Source organism: Rhodanobacter caeni, assembly GCF_039523575.1.
Taxonomy (GTDB): domain Bacteria; phylum Pseudomonadota; class Gammaproteobacteria; order Xanthomonadales; family Rhodanobacteraceae; genus Rhodanobacter; species Rhodanobacter caeni.
In genome coordinates, this window is sequence record NZ_BAAAFO010000005.1 from 45,718 (window position 1) to 68,019 (window position 22,302).

The following is a 22,302-nucleotide window of genomic DNA, read 5'->3' on the forward strand; positions in this document are numbered from 1 at the left end:
CAATGCCCGGCTTTTTGCGAAGCGCGAAAGCCTCAGCCTGCCACGACCCGCACCATCTCCAGGCACTTGTTCGAGTAGCCCCACTCGTTGTCGTACCAGCTGACCAGCTTGACGAAGGTGCTGTCCAGGGCGATGCCGGCGTCGGCATCGAACACCGAGGTGCAGGTTTCGCCGCGGAAGTCGGTGGCCACGACCTTGTCCTCGGTGTAGCCGAGCACGCCCTTCAGCGCGCCTTCGCTCTGTGCCTTCATTTCGGCGCAGATCTCGGCGTAGGTCGCGTCCTTGACCAGTTCCACCGTGAGGTCGACCACCGACACGTCGGCGGTGGGCACGCGGAAGCTCATGCCGGTGAGCTTCTTGTTGAGCTCCGGGATCACCACGCCCACCGCCTTGGCCGCGCCGGTGGACGACGGAATGATGTTCTCCAGGATGCTGCGGCCGCCGCGCCAGTCCTTGTTGCTGGGTCCGTCGACCGTCTTCTGGGTGGCGGTGGCGGCGTGCACGGTGGTCATCAGGCCGCGCTTGATGCCCCACTTGTCGTTGATCACCTTGGCGATGGGCGCCAGGCAGTTGGTGGTGCAGCTGGCGTTGGAGATGATCGCTTCGCCCTTGTAGGTCTTGTCGTTGACGCCATAGACGAACATCGGCGTGTCGTCCTTCGACGGCGCGGACAGGATCACCTTCTTCGCGCCCGCGTCGAGGTGCTTCTGCGCGGTTTCCTTGGTCAGGAACAGGCCGGTGGATTCGATCACCACGTCGGCGTTCACCTCGTTCCATTTCAGGTTGGCCGGGTCGCGCTCCTGGCTCAGCCGGATCGTCTTGCCGTTGACCACCAGATGGCCGTTCTCGATCTTCGCTTCGCCCTTGAACCGGCCGTGCACGGAGTCGTAGCTCAACATGTAGGCGAGGTAATTGGGCTCGAGCAGGTCGTTGATTGCCACGATCTCGATGTCGTTGCCGAAGTTCTGCACGGCTGCACGCAGCACGTTGCGACCGATGCGGCCGAAGCCGTTGATGCCGACCCTGATGGTCATGAGAGAGCGTCCTCCGTTGCGAAGATGGATGGCTGCCGCGGGGTACGGCGCCGGTGTTTCAGCCCTCGAATCTTACAATGAAAGTGCTTTTCCCGGGGGCCCGATTCGCGCTGTGGCAGACTTCCGTCTTTGTGCGAGTGCCCGCGATGTTGCTTGCAAGACTGCCACTCATGCTGGCCTCGGCCACGCTCCTGGTTGCACCATCCGCCCGGGCATGGGGACCACTGGGCCACAGCGTGGTGGCCGAACTGGCGCAACGCCGGCTGACTCCCGCGGCCGAAAGGGAGGTGGAACGGCTGCTGGCGCCGGGGCACACCACGCGTCTGGCCGACGTGGCCAACTGGCCCGATCAGATCCGCAACGATTCCGCCCGGCAGGCGTTGTGGAAGCGCACCAGCCGCTGGCACTACATCAATTTTTCCAGCGACCGCTGCCGCTACGTGGCGCTGCGCGATTGCCCCGGGGGCGAGTGCGTGGTCGCCGCGCTGGCGCGCGAGGTGCGGGTGCTGGGTGATCGTTCGCAACCCGATACGGTGCGTCGCGAGGCGCTGAAGTTCGTGGTGCATCTGGTGGGCGACGTGCACCAGCCGCTGCACGCCGGCTACCGGCCGGACCGCGGCGGCAACCAGTACCAGGTGCAGTTCGAGGGCAAGGGCAGCAACCTGCACAAGGTGTGGGATTCGGGCCTGCTTGGCACGAGCCATCTGCGCTGGCAGGCGTATGCCAATTGGCTCGACGCGCGACCGCCGGTGGCCTTGCCGCAGGCGATTGCGCCGCTGGACGATCCGTACGCCCAATGGGCCGAGGAGTCGTGCCGGCTGACGGCGGCAATGGACTTCTATCCGTCCAGACGGCGGATCGGTTTGGCCTATGTGGACAGGAGCCTGCCGCTCGCCGAGCGGCGCTTGCGCGAGGCGGGAGCGCGCCTGGCCGAGGTCCTGAACAGCCAGTTGGGCGACGTCGTCACGCAACATGCGCACAGGCATTGATATGGGGGCGGAGAGTTCTGGTAATCTGAATTGATGACTACCGAACCCCAATCCCGCCGCACCCGAATCGTCGCCACGCTCGGCCCCGCCACCGATGCCCCCGGCATGCTCGAACAGATCATCGCCGATGGCGTGGACGTGGTCCGACTCAATCTCTCCCATGGCCAGCCCGACGACCATCGCGCCCGCGCCGCCGCGGTACGCGCCGCCGCCACGAGCGCCGGTCGCGAGGTCGGCATCCTGGCCGACCTGCAGGGCCCCAAGATCCGCATCGAGAAGTTCGCCAACGGTCCGATCGAACTGGTCAACGGCGCACCCTTCGTACTGGATTGCCGTCCCGATGCACCGGCGGGCAACGACCAGCGCGTCGGCGTCAGCTACTACGGCCTTCCCAACGACGTGCATGCCGGCGACGTGCTGTTGCTGGACGACGGCCTGCTGGCGCTGACGGTAACGGAAGTGGCGGGCGCCGAAGTGCGCTGCCGGGTGCTGATCGGCGGGCGCCTGTCCGATCGCAAGGGCCTCAATCGCCAGGGTGGCGGGCTTTCGGTGACAGCGCTGTCGGACAAGGACAAGGCCGACATCAAGCTGGCCGCCGAGATCGGCGCCGATTTCCTGGCCGTCTCGTTCGTGCGCTCCGCCGACGACATGCACCAGGCGCGTCGTCTGCTGCAGGAAGCGGGCGGCAACGCCTCGCTGGTGGCCAAGATCGAGCGTGCCGATGCGATCCCGGTGCTGGGCGAGATCATCGACGCGTCCGACGTGGTGATGGTGGCGCGCGGCGACCTTGGCGTGGAGATCGGCGATGCCGAACTGCCGGGCCTGCAGAAGAAGATCATCCGCGAGTCGGTGCAGCGCAACCGCTCGGTGATCACCGCCACGCAGATGCTGCAGTCGATGGTCTATGCGCCGATCCCCACCCGCGCCGAAGTGCTGGACGTGGCCAACGCCGTGATCGACGGCACCGACGCGGTGATGCTTTCGCAGGAAACCGCCGCCGGCGCGCATCCGGACAAGGCCGTGGCGGCGATGGTGCGCATCTGCCTGGGCGCCGAGCGCCAGTTCGAACCCAAGGATGACCTCACCACCGCCGGCCATCGGCTCGATCGCACCGATCAGGCGATCGCGCTGGCGGCGATGCTGGTGGCCAAGGAGCTGGGCGTGCGCGCGATCATCGCGCTGACCGAGTCGGGCGCCACCGCGCAGTGGCTGTCGCGCTACCGCACCTCGGTGCCGATCTATGCGCTGTCTCCCTTCGCCGACGCGCGCCGGCGCATGCTGGTGTTGCGCGACGTCAAACCCGTGGCATTCAACCATGCCGACCAGAGCCTGGCGGCCTCCGCCCGCTCCGCGGTGCAGTTGCTGTTCGACCAGGGCAAGCTCAACGAGGGTGACCGCGTGGTGGTCACCCACGGCGACCACGTCGGTCGCGGCGGCGGCACCAACACGCTCAAACTGCTGGCGGTCGGCACCGGCGGCATGGTGGAAAGTCTGCGCGATCTTTGAGGATGCTCTGAACGGATCAGGGCATTCTCGAGGGCCAGTGCGATTTCTACACGTGCCCGCCGCTACACTGCGGGGCAGGCGCTTGCATCTCCCGGAGGCTGTCATGAAATCGTCGTTCCGTCCCTCGTCAACCATCGTGCTGTCCGTGTTGATGGCGCTGGTCGCCCTGCCGTTGCTGGCGCAGGCGCAGGTGCGCAAGCTCGATCCGCAGAACCTCTACCGCTACTGGATCCTGCTCAACACGCAGATCAAGCTGGATGCGCCCAACAGCGGCCTGAACCTCGACAAGCCCGGTTGCGCCGCGGTGACCTACATGGTCGGTTCGGACGGCGTGCCCATGGATGTGGAGCTGGTCAAGCTGGTGCCCAAGAGCGACCTGGGCCCGATGGCCGTCAACGCGGTATCCAGCTTCCGCTACGGGCCGTCGCTGACCAACCGCAACGCCGAGCCGGTGGCCACCTACTACATCGTGCCGTTCAACGCGCCCGAGGACAAAGCGGCGCGGCAGCAGGTGATCGACGCCTGCAAGCTGCCGGGATACGACAGCCCGCACTGAGCGCAGGCTGTCCGCCGGGCGGGGCCACCGGGTTCCCGTGCGCGCATCTGGCCTATAATGGCGAGCTCTGAACCGTACCGGCGCGCATGTTGGTGCGGCATCGTCCCTCGTGCGGTCTGTCGCCGCCGCGTTCCACGGAGTCGCCATGAGTATTGAAGATCTCGAAAGCATCGCCCTGGCCATGGTCGCGCCCGGCAAGGGCATCATCGCCATCGATGAGTCGACCAAGACGATCGGCAAGCGCCTGGCCGCCGTCGGCGTCGAGAGCACCGAGGAAACCCGGCGCGCGTATCGCGAAATGCTGCTGACCACGCCCGGTCTTGGCGAGCATATTTCCGGCGCGATCCTGTACGACGAAACGATCCGCCAGTCGACGAAGGATGGCGTGCCGTTCACCACCGTCATGAAGAAGGCCGGCATCATTCCCGGCATCAAGGTGGACAAGGGCACGGTCCCGCTGGCCGGTTTCCCGGGCGACATGGTCACCGAAGGCCTGGACGGGCTGCGCGAGCGGCTGCGGGAATACGCCAAGCTGGGTGCGCAGTTCGCCAAGTGGCGGGCGGTGATCAGCATTTCCGAGGACAACCCCAGCTCCACCGCGATCGAGGCGAACTGCCACGCACTGGCACGCTACGCCGCGCTGTGCCAGGAGGCCGGGCTGGTGCCGATGGTGGAGCCCGAAGTGCTGATGGACGGCGACCACTCGATCGACGTCAGCTACGAGGTGCACGAGGCCGTGCTGCGCAGCCTGTTCAACGCGCTGTACGAGCAGAACGTGATGCTGGAAGGCACCATCCTGAAGATCAGCATGGTCATCCCGGGCAAGGACAGCGAGGAGCAGGTGGATGCCGAGGAAGTGGCCGAGGCCACCGTGCGGGTGCTGAAATCGTGCGTGCCGGCGTCGTTGCCGGGCATCGTGTTCCTGTCCGGCGGCCAGAGCGACGCGCAGGCCACCAGCCACCTCAACGCGATCAACCATATCGGCCCGCACCCGTGGCCGCTGTCGTTCTCGTATGGGCGCGCCATGCAGCAGGCCGCATTGAAGCTGTGGGCGAAAGATCCGCAGGCGAACAAGGCCGCCGCGCAGAAGATCGTCCACGCCCGCGCCCACGACAACGGCCTGGCTGCACTGGGCCGCTGGAACGGCTGAGCCCTGGCGCACGCCTCGGTCTATGCCTCCACGAAAAAGGGCACCGCAGGGTGCCCTTTTTCGTTGGCTCTCGCAGCAGGCCAGACGCGTGCGGGTCTGGCTGCACCGCTCAGAAGCGGTACTCGGCGCTGACCGAGAAGATCCGCGTGCCCACTTCGTACACGTCCTTGTCGATCTTGTAGTAGTCGAAGTTGCCGCCAACGCTCCAGTGGCGGTTGATGTCGTAGCCGGTGCCCACGCCGGCGTACCAGCCCAGCGACTGCTCGCTGGCGCGGAACGTCTCGGCGCTGCCGTCGTCATAGGCGATGCGTGCCTTGGCGTGCAGCTTCCACAGGAAGGCGCCGCCACGGGCGGAGATGTACCAGTGGCTGGTGGGGTTGAAATGGCCGTTGAGGCCCAGCGTCCAGCCGTCGCCGGACAGCTTCACGCGGTCGCCGAAATCATCGCTTTCGCTGATGCTGCCCAGGTTGGTGTAGCCAGCCTCGAAGCCGAGGATGCGCTGATCGCGATAGCCGGCGTTGACGATGAACGCCGTGCCGGTTTCGGTACCCGAGCCGAAATCGTCGACCTCGGCGCTGTAGTGCGAGCTGCCGACGTTGCCGTTGACGAACCAGCCGTTGGGCTGTTCCGCGTGGGCGGTCGCGACGAAGGCCATCGTGCTGGCGGCGATGGAGAAAGCAAGCAGGTTCTTTTGCATGGGGATGGACCCTCCTGATGGTCCAGTCGTTCCGATGAGCCGCTTCTGCGGCGATGCGATTGTAGCGGCTCGCGAAAACGCATCCAAAAAGAAGGGCGCCCTCCGGCGCCCTTCCTCATGTCGCTCGAACGCGTGCTGGCTGGATCAGAAGCGGAATTCCGCGCTGACCGAGACCATGTCCGTGCTCAGGTCGACGCGATCCTTCTTGGCGTCGTAGTAGTCGTAGTTCAGGCCCAGGCTGACGTTGTTGCTGAAGTCGTAGCCCACGCCGGCGCCGGCGTACCAGCTGGTGTCATCCAGACCCTTGCGGATCGGGTTCTCGTTGTTGCTCAGGCCGTGGCCCTTCCAGCCGTAGATGCCAGTGCGGGCGCTGACGTACCAGTTCGGGGTGACGTTGAAATGACCGTTCACGCCCGCCGTCCAGCCATGCAGCTGCGACTTGCCGCGTTCCACCACCGGATCGTCATTGAAGACGTTCTTCGCGTCGATGTTGCCCAGGTCGTTGTAGCCGACCTCGGCGCCCAGCGCGACCGACGGGTTCAAGGCCCAGCGATAACCACCGTTGATGGCGTAGCCGGTGTCGTTGTCGTCGTAGGGACCGTGGTCGATCGAGGTGCGGCCGACATTGCCGTTGACGAACCAGCCGCCGTTCTGGGTGGGCGCGCTCTGCGCGAAGGCCGCGGGGACGGCAACCAGGCCGGCGGTGGCAAGTGCGAGGGCAAGCAGACTCTTGTTCTTCATGGATATCTCCAGTTTTTTTTGTGGCAGGCGGCCCGTTGGGGGATGGCCGCTGCGGGTGCGTGCCCCGGGTGGGGCGACGACACCTGAGCCCTTAGATGGCGCTGCGATCCGAAGATTCAATACCGGCAAGTTCAGTATTAAGTCCGGGTTAAGCCGCGGCGCAAGAGGCCCGGCGGCTCAGGCCGCGCCTCTTGCGGTCGTCGTCGGTCAGAACCGGTATTCGGCCGATACGGTGGCCGTGTCCGAGCTCAGGCTGATGCCGTGCTTCCTGGCGTGGTAGTAGTCGTACGCCAGGCCCAGGCTGAAGTTGTCGTTGAAGTCGTAGCCCACGCCGGCGCCGGCGTAGTAATCGACCTTGTCCAGGGAGTGACGGTTGACGTCCTGGTTGCTGTAGCCGTGGCCCCTCCAGCCGTACACGCCGGCGCGGCCGCTGACATACAGGCCCTGCCACACGTTGATGCGACCGTTCACGCCGGCGGTCCAGCCGCGCAACGCATTGCGCCGGTCGGTGAGGTTGACCTCGTCGCTGTTGAAGGCGTTCTTCAGGCGGAAATTGCCCAGATCGTTGTAGCCGATATCGACGCCCAGGCCGACGTCGGGGCCGACCTTCCAGCGATAGCCGCCGGTCAGTGCGTAGGTGGTCGGATGATCGTTGTACGGACCTTGCGCCACGTGGGCCTGGCCGACGTTGGCGCCGATGAACCAGTTGCCGCTGCCGACGGCCTGGTTCGGCTGGTAGTTGCCGCTCGCCGATGTCGGCGCGCTGTTGGAGAGGGTGTCGTCCTGCGCCAGGGCGGGCAGGGCGCAAAGAGACGCGGAGGTGATCGCCAGGGCCAGTAGTGTTTTTTTCATGAGGGAACTCCTGCGTATAACCAATGCATGCATCGCCGGGTCGGGGAAAGCCCGGTGACGACCCCCGGAATTCGAGGGCGGGTGCATTGAACAGGGCCGAGCCTGAAGCGTGCCGATATGTGCTGATCAAAAATTAAGGCCGAATTAATGTTTGGCCTTTCAGCCGTCCAAATGCATGGCCTCCCAAAATGCGCGACAGTGACAAGCTGAATCGGCGATAATGGGACTTTGCCCGCCCCGGAGAGAAGCTGATGCCCACCCGTCGTGAACTTGCCAATGCCGTGCGTGCCCTGGCCATGGATGCCGTCGAGGCGGCGAAATCGGGCCATCCGGGCATGCCGATGGGCATGGCCGACATCGCCGAGGTGCTGTGGAACGATTTCCTCAAGTTCAATCCGGGCAACCCGGGCTGGTTCAACCGCGATCGTTTCGTGCTGTCCAACGGCCACGGCTCGATGCTGCAGTATGCGCTGCTGCACCTGTCCGGCTACGACCTGCCGATCGACGAGCTGAAGCACTTCCGCCAGCTGCATTCGAAGACCGCCGGCCATCCCGAATACGGCCACACGCCGGGCGCCGAGACCACCACCGGTCCGCTGGGCCAGGGCCTGGCCAACGCGGTGGGCTTTGCGCTGGCGGAGAAGATCCTGGCGGCGCGCTTCAACCGTCCCGGTCATGCCATCGTCGATCACCACACCTACGTGTTCCTGGGCGACGGCTGCCTGATGGAAGGCATCTCGCACGAAGTCGCCTCGCTGGCCGGCACCTGGCAGCTGGGCAAGCTGGTGGCGGTGTACGACGACAACGGCATCTCCATCGACGGCGAGGTCGAAGGCTGGTTCACCGACGACACGCCGGCCCGCTTCGAAGCCTATGGCTGGAACGTGATCCGCGACGTCGACGGCCATGACGCCGAGGCGGTGAAGAAGGCGCTGGCGCAGGCCACCGCGCAAAGCGAGCGTCCCACCCTCATCTGCGCCAAGACCATCATCGGTTTCGGCGCACCCAACAAGCAGGGCAAGGAAGAGAGCCACGGCGCCGCGCTGGGCAAGGACGAGATCGCCGCCGCGCGCGTGCAGTTGCAGTGGAACCATGCGCCGTTCGAGATTCCGGCCGAGATCTATGCCGGCTGGAACCAGCGCGACAAGGGCGCCGCCCGCGAGCGCAGCTGGGACGAGGCGTTCGCCGCCTACGCCGCGGCGCACCCGGAGCTGGCGGCCGAGTTGAAGCGCCGCCTGGCCGGCGAGCTGCCGCAGGATTGGGCCGCGAAATCGCAGGCGTTCATCGAGAAGCTGCAGGCGGAGGGGCCGGAAGTGGCGTCGCGCAAGGCCTCGCAGATGACGCTGGATGCCTACGGCCCGCTGCTGCCCGAACTGCTGGGTGGCTCGGCCGACCTGGCCGCCTCCAACCTCACCAAGTGGAAGGGCAGCCTTGACGCCGGCAATGGCAACAGCGCCGACGGCAAGGGCAACTACGTCTATTACGGCGTGCGCGAATTCGGCATGACCGCCATCGCCAACGGCCTGGCCCTGCATGGAGGCTTCATTCCGTACGATGCCACCTTCATGGTGTTCTCCGACTACGCCCGCAACGCGGTGCGCATGAGCGCGCTGATCCCGGCGCACGCGATCCACGTCTACACCCACGATTCGATCGGCCTGGGCGAGGACGGCCCCACCCACCAGCCGGTGGAACACATGGCCAGCCTGCGGCTGATCCCGAACAACCACGTGTGGCGTCCCTGCGACGCGGTGGAGTCGGCGGTGTCGTGGAAGGCCGCGATCGAACGCCGCGGCGCGCCGTCGTGCCTGGTGTTCTCGCGCCAGAACCTGAAACACCAGCAGCGCGATGCGCAGCAGTTGTCCGACATCACCCGCGGCGGCTACGTGCTGTCCGATCCGGCGGATGCGAAATTCCAGGTGATCCTGATCGGCACCGGCTCCGAGGTGGAGCTGGCGATGGAAGCCTCGCGCGTGCTGGCCCAGCAGGGCATTGCCGCGCGCGTGGTGTCGATGCCGTGCACGGACGTATTCGACGAGCAGCCGCTGGAGTACCGCGAAGGCGTGCTGCCGGGCTGGTGCCGTGCCCGCGTCGCGGTGGAAGCGGCCAGCACCGACTTCTGGGCCAAATACGTCGGCTTCGACGGCGAGGCCATCGGCATGAACACCTTCGGTGCCTCGGCGCCGGCACCGCAGTTGTTCGAGCACTTCGGCATCACCGTGGCGCACGTGGTCGAGGCGGCCAGGCGCGTGGTGAAATAAAGCGGATGCGCCTGTAGGAGCGCACCCTGTGCGCGATGCTTTCCGTCACTGACGACGAGCTATCGCGCACAGGGTGCGCTCCTACAGGAAAACGTGGCTACGTGCGGGCGTCGGCCAGCTGCTGTTCCTGGAACGCCCTGGGCGTGCAGCCCAGCTCGCGGCGGAACACGGTGTAGAGGTATTGCACCGAGGTGAAGCCGCAGCGCACGGCGATGTCGGCCATCGACGCTTCGCCCTGCCGCAGCAGATCCTGGGCGACCTCCAGCTTGTGCCGCAGGATTTCCTGGTGGACGCTGCGCTTCAGCGTGCGCCGGAAGTGCTCCTCCAGCAGCGAGCGCGACACCCCCACGTAATCGGCCACCTGGTCGGTACGGATGCCGAGGCAGCCGTACTGGCGGATGTAATGGCGCGCCCGCATCACGTACGGGCTGCACACGGACTGGTACATGCTGGACGCCGCCACGTGCAGGCTTTCCGGCGGCACCAGCACGCGGGTGTCGCTGCAGTCGGCGCCGTGCAGCATGCGGTGCAACACGTGCGCGGCGGTGCGCCCCATTTCCTCGGTGCCCTGTTGCACGGAAGTGAGCGGAATGCGGCTGAGCATCCGTGTCAGCGGATCGTTGTCGATGCCCACAATGGCCACTTCGTCGGGCACCGGGATGTCCGCCATCATGCAGGCCTGCAGCAACTGGCGAGCGCGCGCGTCGGTCACCGCCAGCACGCCGATCGGCTTGGGCAGGGATTGCAGCCAGTTCATCAGCGCCTCGGTGGCGTCGCTCCAGCCGGCGGCGGTGGTGGCATGCCCGTGATAGACGAAACCCTCGATGCCGTCGCGCCTGAGCATCGTGTCGAAAAGCCGTTCGCGCTCCTCGGCCCAGCCGGGGATATCGGGGGCCAGCGGCAGGGAATAGAACGCGAAGTTCTGCAGCCCTTGCTCGATCAGGTGGTCGTAAGCCAGTCGCACCAGTGCCGCGTTGTCGGTGGCGATGTACGGCACGCCCTTCGGGTAGCGCGAGGCATCGCTATAGGAGCCGCCGACGGCGACCACCGGCACGTCCACCTGATGCAGCGCCGCGTAGACCGGATCGTCGACGGCGGTGATGATGCCGTCGCCGCACCACTCGATCAGGTCGCTCACCCGGCAATGGAAATCCTCCTGCATGAACAGGTCCCAGCTGACCCGGGTGGACGCCAGGTAGTTGCCGATGCCGGCGATGACCTGGCGGTCGAATGCCTTGTTCGCGTTGAACAGCAACGCGATGCGATGGACGCCGTGTGGGTGGCTCATTGCTTCACCTTGGGGACCATCCCGTTGTGGTCCAGGCCTGGCGCACCGCGCGCGGCGCAGCCGGATTTCCCGAGGCTAGCACGAGCGCAACGGTTGGGCGTGGTGCATTGCGGTGGACGCACACGAAGAAATGTCGCCCGTCTGCGCGATTTCGTCATTGCGGGCCACGCGGCGTTACCGGCACCATCGACGGTCCTGGGCCTGCCGTCGGATCAGGCAAACGGTCTATGCTGCAGCGACGGCCGATGCGGGGGAAGCTTCGTCGGCGCTTGCGCCGGCCGGAAGGGCGGGAGCGAAGCGGCTCGATCGCAGGGGGTACGCGAAAGACCACTGATAGCGCTACCATCGGCGGGAGGGACCTCACTGGCGAGGGGGGCCGCGGCCAGCGCGGATCGCGTTGCCCGGGAATTCCGATGACCGTGCCGGGACGCAGCCGCGACGGGCATGGACGGCCAAACCCGGTGGCGGCCGTCAGGGCAGGGCGCCGCCGGTGCGGTTGTTGGCGTGAAGCCCGAACTCCTACCATGGGCGGCGGCGTGCCGTTGTCCGCGACATCCATACGGCCGAAGGGCTGGGGTATCCATGAAATCCTCGAACAACGCGAGTGACGGAGCAAGCATGAAACTGACGACTTTACGGGCGCTGGGGGTGCTGCTGTGCCTGGGCCTGGCGGGCCTTGCCAGCAGCTGCACGCAGGGCAGCAAGAAGCCTACGCTGATCGGCTTCAGCATCGACGACATGCGCCTGGAGCGCTGGGCGCGCGATCGCGACTTCTTCGACGCCGCCGCCACCAAGCTGGGCGCCAAGGTGCTGGTGCAGTCGGCCAATGGCAGCGAGGAGCGCCAGGTGGCGCAGATCGAGAACATGATCTCGCGCGGCGTTGACGTGCTGGTGATCGTGCCGCAGAACTCCAAGGTGCTGGGCAACGTGATCCGCGAGGCGCACCGCAACCACGTCAAGGTCGTCTCGTACGACCGGCTGATCCTCAATGCCGACGTCGATGCGTACATCTCCTTCGACAACCTCAAGGTCGGTGAGATGCAGGCGCAGGGCGTGGTCAACGTCAAGCCCAAGGGCAACTACTTCCTGCTCGGCGGCGCGCCCACCGACAACAACGCCAAGATCCTGCGCCAGGGCCAGATGCAGGTGCTGCAGCCGCTGATCGACAAGGGCGACATCAAGGTCGTGGGCGACCAGTGGGTGCCGGACTGGAACCCGACTCGCGCGCTGGGCATCGTCGAGGACGCGCTCACCGCCAACGCCAACAACATCGACGCCATCGTGGCCTCCAACGACGCCATCGCCGGTGGTGCCGTGCAGGCGCTGGCCGCGCAGCGCCTCGCCGGCAAGGTGGCCGTGTCCGGGCAGGACGCCGACCTGGCCGGCGTCAAGCGCGTGGTCGAAGGCACCCAGACCATGACCGTCTACAAGCCGCTCGACCAGCTGGCCAGCCAGGCGGCGAAACTGGCGGTGGACCTGGCCCGTGGCGAGAAGCCTGCGTTCAACGCGCACTACGACAACGGCGAGAAATCGGTCGACAGCATCCTGCTGCAGCCGGTGGCGCTGACCCGCGACAACGTCGACAAGGTGATCACCGACGGCTTCTATACCCATGCGCAGGTCTATGGCAACTGAGGCCGCCGCCCGCGCCGGGGAATACGGCGATTGCCTGCTGGACATGCGCGGCATCCGCAAGACGTTCGGCAGCTTCGCCGCTGTCGACGGCGTCGACCTGCAGGTGCGCGCCGGCGAATGCCTGGGCCTGTGCGGCGAGAACGGCGCCGGCAAGTCCACCTTGATGAAGGTGCTGTCGGGCGTGTATCCGCACGGCAGTTACGAGGGCGAGATCCTAGTCGATGGCGTGCCGCTGCAGGCGCACTCCGTGGCCGACAGCGAGCGCGCCGGCATTGCCATCATCCACCAGGAGCTGATGCTGGTGCCGGAGCTCAGCGTCACCGAGAACATCTTTCTCGGCCGCGAGATCCGCCGCTTCGGCGGCCTGATGGATTACCCGGCCATGCACCAGCGCGCCGAAGCGCTGCTGCGCGAGCTGGGCATCGAAGGCATCAATGTGGCGCAGCAGGTGCTGCACTACGGCAGCGGGCATCAGCAGCTGATCGAGATCGCCAAGGCGCTCAGCAAGCAGGCGCGGCTGATCATCTTCGACGAGCCCTCGTCCTCGCTCACCGCCACCGAAACGCGCACCCTGCTGTCGATCGTGGCCGACCTCAAGCGCCGCGGCGTGGCCTGCGTGTACATCTCGCACAAGCTCGACGAGGTGGCCGAGGTGTGCGACCGCATCACCGTGATCCGCGATGGCAAACATATCGGCACGCGGTCGATGGCCGAGCTGGACACCGCGCAGATCGTCACCATGATGGTGGGCCGCGAACTGGGCCAGATGTTCGAGCGCAAGCCACACACCATCGGCGAGGTGGTGCTTGAGGCAACGAACGTCACCTGCCTGGACGTGATGAACCCCAAGCGCAAGCGCGTCGACAATGTGTCGCTGCAAGTGCGCAAGGGCGAGATTCTGGGTATCGCCGGCCTGATCGGTGCCGGCCGCACCGAGCTGGTGTCGGCGATCTACGGCGCCTATCCGGGCACCTGGAGTGCGGAGCTGCGCATCGAGGGCAAGCCGGTGCACATCCGCAGCCCGCAGGCGGCGGTGGCCGCCGGCCTGTGCATGGTGCCGGAGGATCGCAAGCGCGACGGCATCGTGCCGTTGATGGGCGTGGGGCCGAACATCACCCTGAGCGTGCTCGACCATTACGCGCGCGGCGGCGTGATCGACGGCAACCGCGAGGCGCATGCGTTCCATCACGAGATGAAACGCCTCAACGTGCGCGCCAGCAGCCCGATGCTGCCGATCGCCAGCCTTTCCGGCGGCAACCAGCAAAAGGCGGTGCTGACCCGCATGCTGATGCCCGACCCCAAGGTGCTGATCCTCGACGAGCCCACCCGCGGCGTCGACGTGGGCGCCAAGCAGGAAATCTACCGGCTGATCTTCGACCTGGCATCGCGCGGCATGGCGATCATCGTGGTCAGCTCCGAAATGCCCGAGGTGCTCGGTCTCAGCGACCGGGTGCTGGTGATGGCCGATGGCCGCATCCGTGGCGACTTCATCAACGATGGGCTGCGCCAGGAAGACCTGCTGGCCGCCGCGCTGGAATTGCCGCACAGGATCGATAACGCATGAATGCTTCCGTGAACGTTTCCCCCGCACCCGGCGAGAAGAACCGGATGCCCGGATCCACCCGCATCCGGCAGTTCTTTTCGCAATACAAGATCGTGGCCCTGCTGGTGGCCGTGGCGCTGATCTGGGCGTACTTCTCGTATGCCACCAACGGCGCCTTCCTCACCTCGCGCAACATCTCCAACCTGTTCCGGCAGATGTCGATCACCGGCATGCTGGCGCTGGGCATGGTGTTCATCATCATCGCCGGCGAGATCGACCTCTCGGTGGGGTCGCTGCTGGGCCTGCTCGGCGGCGTGGCCGCCATCCTGGACATCAGCCAGCACCTGCCGTTGCCGGTGACGATCCTGCTGGTGCTGCTGCTGGGCGCCCTGGTCGGCACGTTCAACGGCCTGTGGGTGACGTGGCTGAGGGTGCCATCGTTCATCGTGGGCTTGGGCGGCATGCTGGCGTATCGCGGCGCGCTGCTGGGTGCCACCGGCGGCTCCACCATCGCGCCCTCGTCCGACGCGTTCGTGGTGATTGGCCAGGGCTACGTGTCGCCGGCCACCGGCAACGTGCTGGCGGTGCTGATCCTCGCCTTGCTGGCTTACATCACCTGGAGCCGGCGCAATGCGCGCCAGCGGCTGGATCTGAAGGTCAACCCGGTCTGGATGGATGCGGCCAAACTGGTCGCCGCCGCCGTGGCGCTGTTCGTGTTCGTGCACGTGCTCAACGATTACGGCGGCATCCCGGTGCCGGTACTGCTGCTGCTGGGCCTGCTGGCGGTGTTCTCGTTCATTGCCACGCAGACGGTGTTCGGGCGGCACATCTACGCGATCGGCAGCAACATCGAGGCCACGCGTTTGTCCGGCATCAACGTCGATCGCGTGCGCCTGGCGGTGTTCGCGCTGATGGGCGTGATGTGCGCCTTCGCCGGCCTGGTCAACACCGCCCGCCTGGCCGCGGGCTCGCCATCGGCCGGCATCAACGGCGAACTCGACGCCATCGCCGCCTGCTTCATCGGCGGCGCCTCGATGCGCGGCGGCGTGGGCACGGTCCACGGCGCGCTGGTCGGCGTGCTGGTGATGGCCAGCCTGGACAACGGCATGTCGATGATCGACGTGGACGCGTACTGGCAGATGATCGTGAAGGGCCTGATCCTGGTGCTGGCCGTCTGGGCCGACGTGGTCTCCAGCGGCGCCCGTCGCTGACCCCGTAGGAGCGCACCCTGTGCGCGAGCTCTTGCAGTTTGTAGGAGCGACTTCAGTCGCGACGCTTTTTGGTTTTGATGTTGGATTTAGAGCAAGAGCTTTCGATCGCCTACGGCGCTCGAGTTACTTTTCTCTTGCGTGGCCAAGAGAAAAGTAACCAAAAGAGAAGGCCACCCCGCTTCCGCGCCTCGCAGGCATCCTGCCTGCGAGGTACGCGCGCGGGCTGCGGGGTTTGTCGACAGGGCATCCTGCCCTGACGCCAAACTGGCTTGCATCCATGCAAGCCACCCTGCGGGCTGATCCTCCGCCCGCCCGCCGCTGCAGAGGGGCCCCGGGAAGAGCGCCGCGCCATCGTGGCGCGGACTCGGTACGCCGCGGCGTTGCCGCGGCGAGAGCGTCGTGGCGTGTGGTTTTCGGTGCTTCCTCTTACCTCCGATCGCCCTGAGCGTAGCCGCGCAGCGGCGAAGTCGAAGGGTGCGGTTGGCGGGAGCCCTTCGACTTCGGCCTTCGGCCTACGCTCAGGGCGAACGGTTGGGGTTGGCGGCTCTGCTCCTGCTTTCGCTCTTGCTCCTGCTTTTGAATTTGCCTTTGCTTTCGCTCCATCCCGAGTACGGGCCAGGATGGCCCGTCGCTCTACCCGGGGCCCCTGTGCGGCGGTGAGTTGGGGTCGACAGGCCGCGCAGCGGGCGTTGCCAGGGATGGCAACGCCTTTTCGCGCGGGCAGGAGCCCGCTCGAAAAGCCCGGCCCCGACTCACGGACTTGCCGGGCAGGAAGCCCGGCAAGCGCCAAGCGGGGTGGCCTTTCTCTTTGGTTACTTTCTCTTTGGCCACGCAAAGAGAAAGTAACTCGAGCGCCGAAGGCGATCGAAAGCTCTTGATCGTGCTTCTGCTCCAGCTCGACCAAAAGAGCGTCGCGACTGAAGTCGCTCCTACAAACAGCAAGAGCATCGCGCACGACCGAATGAAGTCCCTCATGGACAGGTGCGCTCCTGCAGGTGAGCGCTGCTCTGAGGCCTGCGTTGCCGAACATCTTCATTGATCGCGACCCCGGTCTTTTGCAGTAGGCCCGCCCGTCGGCACCCGCTGCACGACGGGCCGCGAAACCCCCGGTCTTTATCAAATCACCCAACCCGCATAACGAATTTTGCCGAAAGCGGGGCGGCGGAGCGGGTGCGGCCTATTTGTATGATAAATAGACAGGCATTCCGATGTGCGCCTGGTGGCGCGCGTCCGTAGCAGCGTTGGGGGATGCCGTGCGAATTTCCAGAATTGCCTTGTTGAGCCTGGCCTCGGCCCTTGCCGCCACGGTGGCCACGGCCGATGCCGCAGAGAGAGTCACGCTTGACCGCCACGGTGCGTGGGTCAGCGTCGAGGCGTACGGCCCGAACGTCGTCCACGTGACGATTGCCGCCGACAAGGCCAGGGCGCTGGCGGCGCCCGGCTACGGGATTCTTGCCGACCATGCCGATAATTCGGCCTTCCGGCAAACCCAGGACTCTAGCGGCGACACGTTTGCGTCATCGGCATTGACCCTGCATGTGGACGCGCCGCCGCCGCCGCGCGCACCGGGGATCACCGATCGCTATTTTGCGCCGCAGCTGGCGCCGGTGAGCCTGCAGGTGAAGAACGCCAGCGGCGCGACCGTCGTCGACATGACCGGTTGGGAGATGGCGCCGCATGACGTGGCGGGCGAGGCGACCTATCAGGTGGGCGCCACGTTCACGGCACCCGCCGATGAGCATTACTACGGCATGGGCCAGAACCAGGAAAGCCTGGGGCCGCTCGATCTGCGCGGCCGCGTGATCGACTGCAAGCACTGGTACGACGCGCCCAGCGGCGAAACGGTGTGCGTGCCCTTCATGGTCTCGTCGAAGGGTTACGGCATCATCTGGGACAACCCGTCGGAAACGCGCTTCGTTGCCGGTATCAACGGCCGCACCCGGTTCCAGTCGAAGGTGGGTGAGCGCGTCAGCTTCTTCGTCATCACCGGCGACACGCCGGAGCAGATCTACTCGGCCTACGCGCGGGTGACCGGCAAGACGCCGATCCCGCCCAAGGCCGCCTTTGGCCTGATCCAGTCCAAGGCGCGCTATGACAGCCAGGCCGAGATTCTGCGCGTGGCGCGTACCTATCGCGAGAAAAACTATCCGCTCGACGTGATGGTGCTCGACTGGTTCTACTGGACGCGGATGGGCCAGATGGACATCAACCCGGCGGAATTCCCCGACCCCGACGGCATGAACCGGCAGCTGCACGCGATGGGCATGAAATCCATCGTGTCGGTGTGGCCGCGCTTCGAGCAGTCCAGCCGCTATTTCAAGGAGCTCGACCGCAGGGGCTATTTCCTCAAGGACAAGAACGGCAAGACGGTCGATGGCCTGCCGTTCCGTTCCGATCGCGCCGGCGCGCTGATCGACGCCACCAATCCCGACGCGCGCCAGTGGTTCTGGACGCACATGCGCGACAACATCCTGTCGCACGGCTTCGACTACCCGTGGCTGGATGAGACCGAGCCGGACCTGGTGCCGGACGGCTATTTCTTCTCGATCGGCTCGGGCGACCGCTACCACAACGTCTATCCGCTGCTGCACGTGGAGGGCGTGGCCAAGGGCATGCGCGCGTGGAAGCCGGATGAGCGCGTGCTGATCCTTTCCCGCGCCGCCTACTTGGGCTCGCAACGCACCGGCGCGCTATTCTGGTCGTCCGACATCGACCCCAGCTGGGAAGCGCTGCAGCGACAGATTCCCACCGGCCTCAACATGACCGCGTCGGGTATCGCCTATTGGGGCAACGACATTGGCGGCTGGCAATGGCTGCCGCAAACCACCCATGCCACGAACAAGCCGCTGCTCGATCCTTCCGATGCGCGTGACACGGTAGGGCAGAACAACGATTACCCGGAACTGTTCACGCGCTGGTTCCAGTACGGCACCTTCCTGCCCACGCTGCGCATCCATGGCATGCGCAAGCACACGGAGATCTGGGCGTTCGGGCACGAGGCCGAGGCGATCCTGGCGAAGTACGACAGGCTTCGCTATCGCCTGATTCCCTACATCTACAGCCAGGCCAAGAAAACCTACGACACCGGCGCGCCATTCATGCGGCCACTGTGGATGGATTTCCCCGACGACCCCAAGGTCGCCGACCTCGGCACGCAATACATGTTCGGCCCCGCGTTCCTGGTGGCGCCCGTCACCGAACAGGGCCAGACGCAGAAAGACGTCTATCTGCCCGCCGGCAGCGACTGGTACGACTTCTGGACCAACGAGAAGCTGGCCGGTGGACGCTGGGTGAAGGTGGCCGCACCGATCGACCGGATTCCCGTGTTCGTGCGCGCCGGCTCGATCGTGCCGCTGGGTTCGGACATCCCCTCCACCGCAACGAAGCAATCGATTGCCGAGATTCGCGTCTACCCCGGCAAGAATGCCGACTTCGCGCTCTACGACGACGACGGCACCTCGTACGGCTATGAAAAAGGCCAGGGCACCGTCACTGCGCTGCACTGGGACAACGCATCGCGAAGCTTGCGTGCCACCGGCGGCGATGCGGCGTTGGGCAGGAAGGTCGCGGACCTGGCGAAGGTGATGGGCAAATAGCTGGCGTGGCGTTGCGTCGCGTTGCGGTCCTTGCGCGGCCGCAACGCCTGCGACGGCCGGCCGACCGATCCGGCTCGCGAAGCATCCGGGTCGCCGCGTTTCGCGGGGATTTTGCGTGGGCCGACGCGGTGGTTGCACCTTGTGTTTTGCGGCGTGCGCAAACGAAGAATCGTCGGTCGAATCGCCGATTTCGTAATTGCACCCGTGTTGCGCTCCCTCCAGCATGCGTGCGCTGTCGGTGCAACGGATGCCCTCCAGTGCGCAGCGATTGGAACGGTGCTGGCAATCGGGCGATGTACGCCGAACAGATGCCATCGCCATCGGTGACATGCAGGCGCGGATCACTGCCGCGGCCATCCAAATTCTTCGGGAACAAAAACATCAGATGAACGGGCAATACAGCGACAAATCCAGGCGTTTCGACACGGTGCCACTGTGCCGCCGCGGCCTTTCGATGGCCATTGCGATGAGCGTGGCGATGTTGTCCATGCCGGCGGCGGCGTGGGCGCAACAGGCCGATGCGAGCGCCAGCGCGAGCACCGGCCAGGGCGCCCCGCAGCAGACCAGCAAGAGCGCGGCCAAGCAGGCGGCCACCAGCCTCAGTGCGGTCACCGTTACCGGTGTGCGCGCCAGCATGGCGTCGGCGATCTCGATCAAGCAGAACGCCGACCAGATCGTGGATTCGATCGTGGCCGAGGACATCGGCAAGCTGCCCGACAGCAATGTGGCCGAAGCGCTGCAGCGCATCTCCGGCATCCAGATCGACCGCAACTATGGCGAGGGCAGCACCATCGCCATCCGCGGCCTGACCCAGGTGCGCACCGAGATCAACGGGCGCGACGCCTTCACCGCCAACGGTGGCCGCGCGCTGAGCTTCGAGGATGTGCCATCCGAACTGCTGGCCGGCATCGACGTGTACAAGAACCCGTCGGCGGAAATCATCGAGGGCGGCCTCGGCGGCACGGTGAACCTGCGCACGCACAAGCCGTTCGATTTCGAGGGCCAGAAGATCGCGGTCACCGGCGAATACGACTACGGCGACCTGATCAAGGAAGGCCACCCCTCGGCCTCCGCGCTGTACAGCAACCGCTGGAACACCGATGCCGGCGAGTTCGGCCTGCTGGTGGACGTGGCCTACCAGAAGCATTCGTTCCGCCAGGACGTGATCAGCACCGAACCGTTCTACACCATCCATGCCGGCGCCACCGATCCGGCGACGGGCGAGGTGTATCCGGAAGCGAACTACCCGGGCTTCGAAGGCCGCACGCTGCAGGTGCCGCACGGCGGCGGCGTTGGCGAGACACTGGGCGAGCGCCGCCGGCTGGGTACGTCCGTCGCACTGCAGTGGCGCCCGAATGCCGACGTCGAGTTGTATGCGCAGGCGCTGCGTTCGGATTACAAGTTCCAGTGGAACGACTATTCCTACTTCGCCTACACCAGCGCGCAGGGAATGATTCCCGACCCGAGCCAGCCGTTCGAATTCGGCCCCAACGGCGACTTCATCAGCGGCACCTTCAACGGCACCGGCGGCAACAACGCCGATGGCGTGCCCGACCCGTCCGTCGCACCGACCGCCGGCGTCAGCGTCGACTCCAACAGCAGCCTCACCACGCGCCATTCGGTCACCACCGACTTCTCGTGGGGCGGTTCGTGGAACGCCAGCAACAACCTCACCCTGAAGACCGATTTCCAGTACATCAAGGCCAAGACGGACACGTTCCGCTACATCCTCAACACGCATACCACCACGCCGTATTTCTACCAGGACATCGGCGGGCACACGCCGGTGCTGCACGTGGACAACGCGTACGTGACCGATCCGGCCAACAGCGCGTTCAACTTCCTGCTGGACGACAAGGCCAGGAGCCGCGGGCGCGAGTTCGCCTGGCGCGCCGATGGCGAGTATTCGTTCGGCGGCGATTTCCTGCAGTCGGTGAAGTTCGGCGTGCGCACCACCAACCGCAAGGCGGAAACCGAGGACTCCGGCTACCGCTTCGTGTGGATCGGCCAGCCGCTGGCCAACTATGACGACTCCACCTGGGTGCGCCGTTCGTTTGCCGACTTCTTCCATGGCGACGCCGACGTGATCGGCTCGTTCCTGGCGCCGAACCCGTCGCTGCTGTACGACTACGACGCCTCGCGCACCATGTTCGGGATGGCCGATCCGCTGACCTATCCGGCCACCGGCACCAACAAGCAGGGCGAGAAGACCTATGCCGCCTACGGCCTGATCAACTTCGGCACGTACCTGGGCTCCATTCCCATCGACGGCAACGTCGGCATCCGCGCGGTGCGCACGAACGTCAGCACCCACGGCGTGATGACCGACTCGACCGGCGCGGTGCTGCCGCTCAGCGTCGACAACTCGTACAACTCCTACCTGCCCAGCCTCAACCTCACCGCCCACCTCACCGACACCTTGCAGTGGCGCTTCGCCGCGTCGAAGGGCTTGTCGCGGCCGAGCTTCGACCAGCTCAATCCGATGCTGACCCTGAGCACGCCAAACGCGGAAACGGGCGCGAATGCCTACACCGGCAGCGCCGGCGGCAACCCGTACCTGAAGCCGATGACGGCCAGGCAGTACGACACCTCGCTGGAGTGGTACATCGCGCCCAACCAGATGCTCTACGGCGCGCTGTTCTACAAGGCGGTGGACGGCTTCGTGCAGAGCACGTCGGTGAACGAGCCGCACGTGGACCAGCTGGGCCAGACGCATGATTACAACGTCACCCGCCTGGTCAATGGCGAGAACGGCGTGATCAAGGGCGCCGAGGCGGGCTACCAGACCTTCTTCGACTTCCTGCCTGAGCCGTTCGACGGGCTGGGCATGCAGGTCAACTACACCTACGTCTACAGCAAGGCGCCCAGCCCGGATGCGATGGATACCGACGGCAATCCGTTGCAGGTACCGCTGGAAGGCTTGTCGAAGAACAGCTACAACCTCGTGGCGATGTACGAGAAGGGTCCGGTTTCCGCCCGCGTTGCCTACAACTGGCGCAGCCAGTGGGTGGTCACCACGCGCGGCAACGGTACCGGTGATCTGCCGATCTACGACAAGGCCTATGGCCAGGTCGACGCGTCGGTGACGTACCACTTCTCCGACATGTTCTCGCTGACCGCCGCGGCGGTGAACCTGACCAACACCAAGCGCGCCACGATCTTCGGTGTGGATACGCGACCGCGTGACGTGCAGATCAACGACCGCATGTTCAGCCTGAAGGCGCAGTTCAGTTTCTGATCCCG

General features: G+C 65.7%; 15 protein-coding genes. 10 read left to right on the forward strand and 5 right to left on the reverse strand.

The features are described from left to right. Window positions 1-32: 32 nt before the first annotated feature. Window positions 33-1,034, reverse strand: a complete 1,002-nt coding sequence (gene gap / locus ABD017_RS16110) for a type I glyceraldehyde-3-phosphate dehydrogenase (RefSeq protein ID WP_343883826.1) — start codon at window positions 1,032-1,034, stop codon at window positions 33-35. A gap of 146 nt (window positions 1,035-1,180) precedes the next feature. Here gap and ABD017_RS16115 point away from each other — a divergent pair, with 146 nt between their 5' ends. The 4 genes from ABD017_RS16115 to ABD017_RS16130 all read left to right on the forward strand — a co-directional run bounded on the left by ABD017_RS16115 (window position 1,181) and on the right by ABD017_RS16130 (window position 5,235). Then, on the forward strand, window positions 1,181-2,023 hold the full coding sequence (locus tag ABD017_RS16115) for a S1/P1 nuclease (RefSeq protein WP_343883827.1): 843 nt from the start codon (window positions 1,181-1,183) through the stop codon (window positions 2,021-2,023). A 33-nt stretch (window positions 2,024-2,056) separates the two neighbouring features. After that, window positions 2,057-3,529 carry a pyruvate kinase gene (gene pyk, locus ABD017_RS16120; RefSeq protein WP_343883828.1) on the forward strand — a complete coding sequence of 491 codons (1,473 nt, stop codon included), beginning with the start codon at window positions 2,057-2,059 and terminating at the stop codon, window positions 3,527-3,529. A gap of 103 nt (window positions 3,530-3,632) precedes the next feature. After that, window positions 3,633-4,085 (forward strand): energy transducer TonB, encoded by a 453-nt coding sequence (locus ABD017_RS16125; protein ID WP_343883830.1) that lies wholly within the window; start codon window positions 3,633-3,635, stop codon window positions 4,083-4,085. 145 nt (window positions 4,086-4,230) lie between these two features. Then, complete coding sequence (locus ABD017_RS16130) at window positions 4,231-5,235, forward strand: class I fructose-bisphosphate aldolase (protein WP_343883831.1); 1,005 nt, start codon at window positions 4,231-4,233, stop codon at window positions 5,233-5,235. 109 nt (window positions 5,236-5,344) lie between these two features. Here the strand turns inward: ABD017_RS16130 and ABD017_RS16135 are convergent, their stop codons facing one another. The 3 genes from ABD017_RS16135 to ABD017_RS16145 form a co-directional block, all read right to left on the reverse strand. After that, complete coding sequence (locus ABD017_RS16135) at window positions 5,345-5,932, reverse strand: porin family protein (RefSeq protein ID WP_343883832.1); 588 nt, start codon at window positions 5,930-5,932, stop codon at window positions 5,345-5,347. A 144-nt stretch (window positions 5,933-6,076) separates the two neighbouring features. Then, window positions 6,077-6,673 carry a porin family protein gene (locus ABD017_RS16140; protein WP_343883833.1) on the reverse strand — a complete coding sequence of 199 codons (597 nt, stop codon included), beginning with the start codon at window positions 6,671-6,673 and terminating at the stop codon, window positions 6,077-6,079. A 207-nt stretch (window positions 6,674-6,880) separates the two neighbouring features. After that, window positions 6,881-7,525, reverse strand: a complete 645-nt coding sequence (locus tag ABD017_RS16145) for an outer membrane protein (RefSeq protein WP_343883834.1) — start codon at window positions 7,523-7,525, stop codon at window positions 6,881-6,883. A 251-nt stretch (window positions 7,526-7,776) separates the two neighbouring features. On the opposite strand from ABD017_RS16145, the gene tkt reads away from it, so the two are divergent. Beyond that, window positions 7,777-9,786, forward strand: a complete 2,010-nt coding sequence (tkt, locus tag ABD017_RS16150; RefSeq protein ID WP_343883835.1) for a transketolase — start codon at window positions 7,777-7,779, stop codon at window positions 9,784-9,786. A gap of 97 nt (window positions 9,787-9,883) precedes the next feature. On the opposite strand, the gene ABD017_RS16155 is transcribed toward tkt, so the two are convergent. Then, window positions 9,884-11,074 (reverse strand): XylR family transcriptional regulator, encoded by a 1,191-nt coding sequence (locus tag ABD017_RS16155; RefSeq protein ID WP_343883836.1) that lies wholly within the window; start codon window positions 11,072-11,074, stop codon window positions 9,884-9,886. 618 nt (window positions 11,075-11,692) lie between these two features. Here ABD017_RS16155 and xylF point away from each other — a divergent pair. The 5 genes from xylF to ABD017_RS16180 all read left to right on the forward strand — a co-directional run bounded on the left by xylF (window position 11,693) and on the right by ABD017_RS16180 (window position 22,297). Then, entirely contained in the window at window positions 11,693-12,709 is a 1,017-nt protein-coding gene (gene xylF, locus ABD017_RS16160) for a D-xylose ABC transporter substrate-binding protein (protein WP_343883837.1), read from the forward strand. Beyond that, the gene (locus ABD017_RS16165; protein ID WP_343883838.1) at window positions 12,699-14,273 is read left to right on the forward strand and encodes a xylose ABC transporter ATP-binding protein; all 1,575 of its coding nucleotides are present in this window, start codon (window positions 12,699-12,701) and stop codon (window positions 14,271-14,273) included. Before xylF ends, ABD017_RS16165 begins: the two co-directional genes overlap by 11 nt. Continuing rightward, window positions 14,270-15,463 (forward strand): sugar ABC transporter permease, encoded by a 1,194-nt coding sequence (locus tag ABD017_RS16170; RefSeq protein WP_343883839.1) that lies wholly within the window; start codon window positions 14,270-14,272, stop codon window positions 15,461-15,463. The genes ABD017_RS16165 and ABD017_RS16170 overlap by 4 nt, the downstream gene beginning before the upstream one ends. A 1,253-nt stretch (window positions 15,464-16,716) precedes the next feature. After that, entirely contained in the window at window positions 16,717-19,059 is a 2,343-nt protein-coding gene (locus ABD017_RS16175) for a glycoside hydrolase family 31 protein (protein WP_343883840.1), read from the forward strand. Between the two features lie 385 nt (window positions 19,060-19,444). Beyond that, complete coding sequence (locus ABD017_RS16180; protein WP_343883841.1) at window positions 19,445-22,297, forward strand: TonB-dependent receptor; 2,853 nt, start codon at window positions 19,445-19,447, stop codon at window positions 22,295-22,297. The last annotated feature ends 5 nt before the right edge of the window (window positions 22,298-22,302 follow it).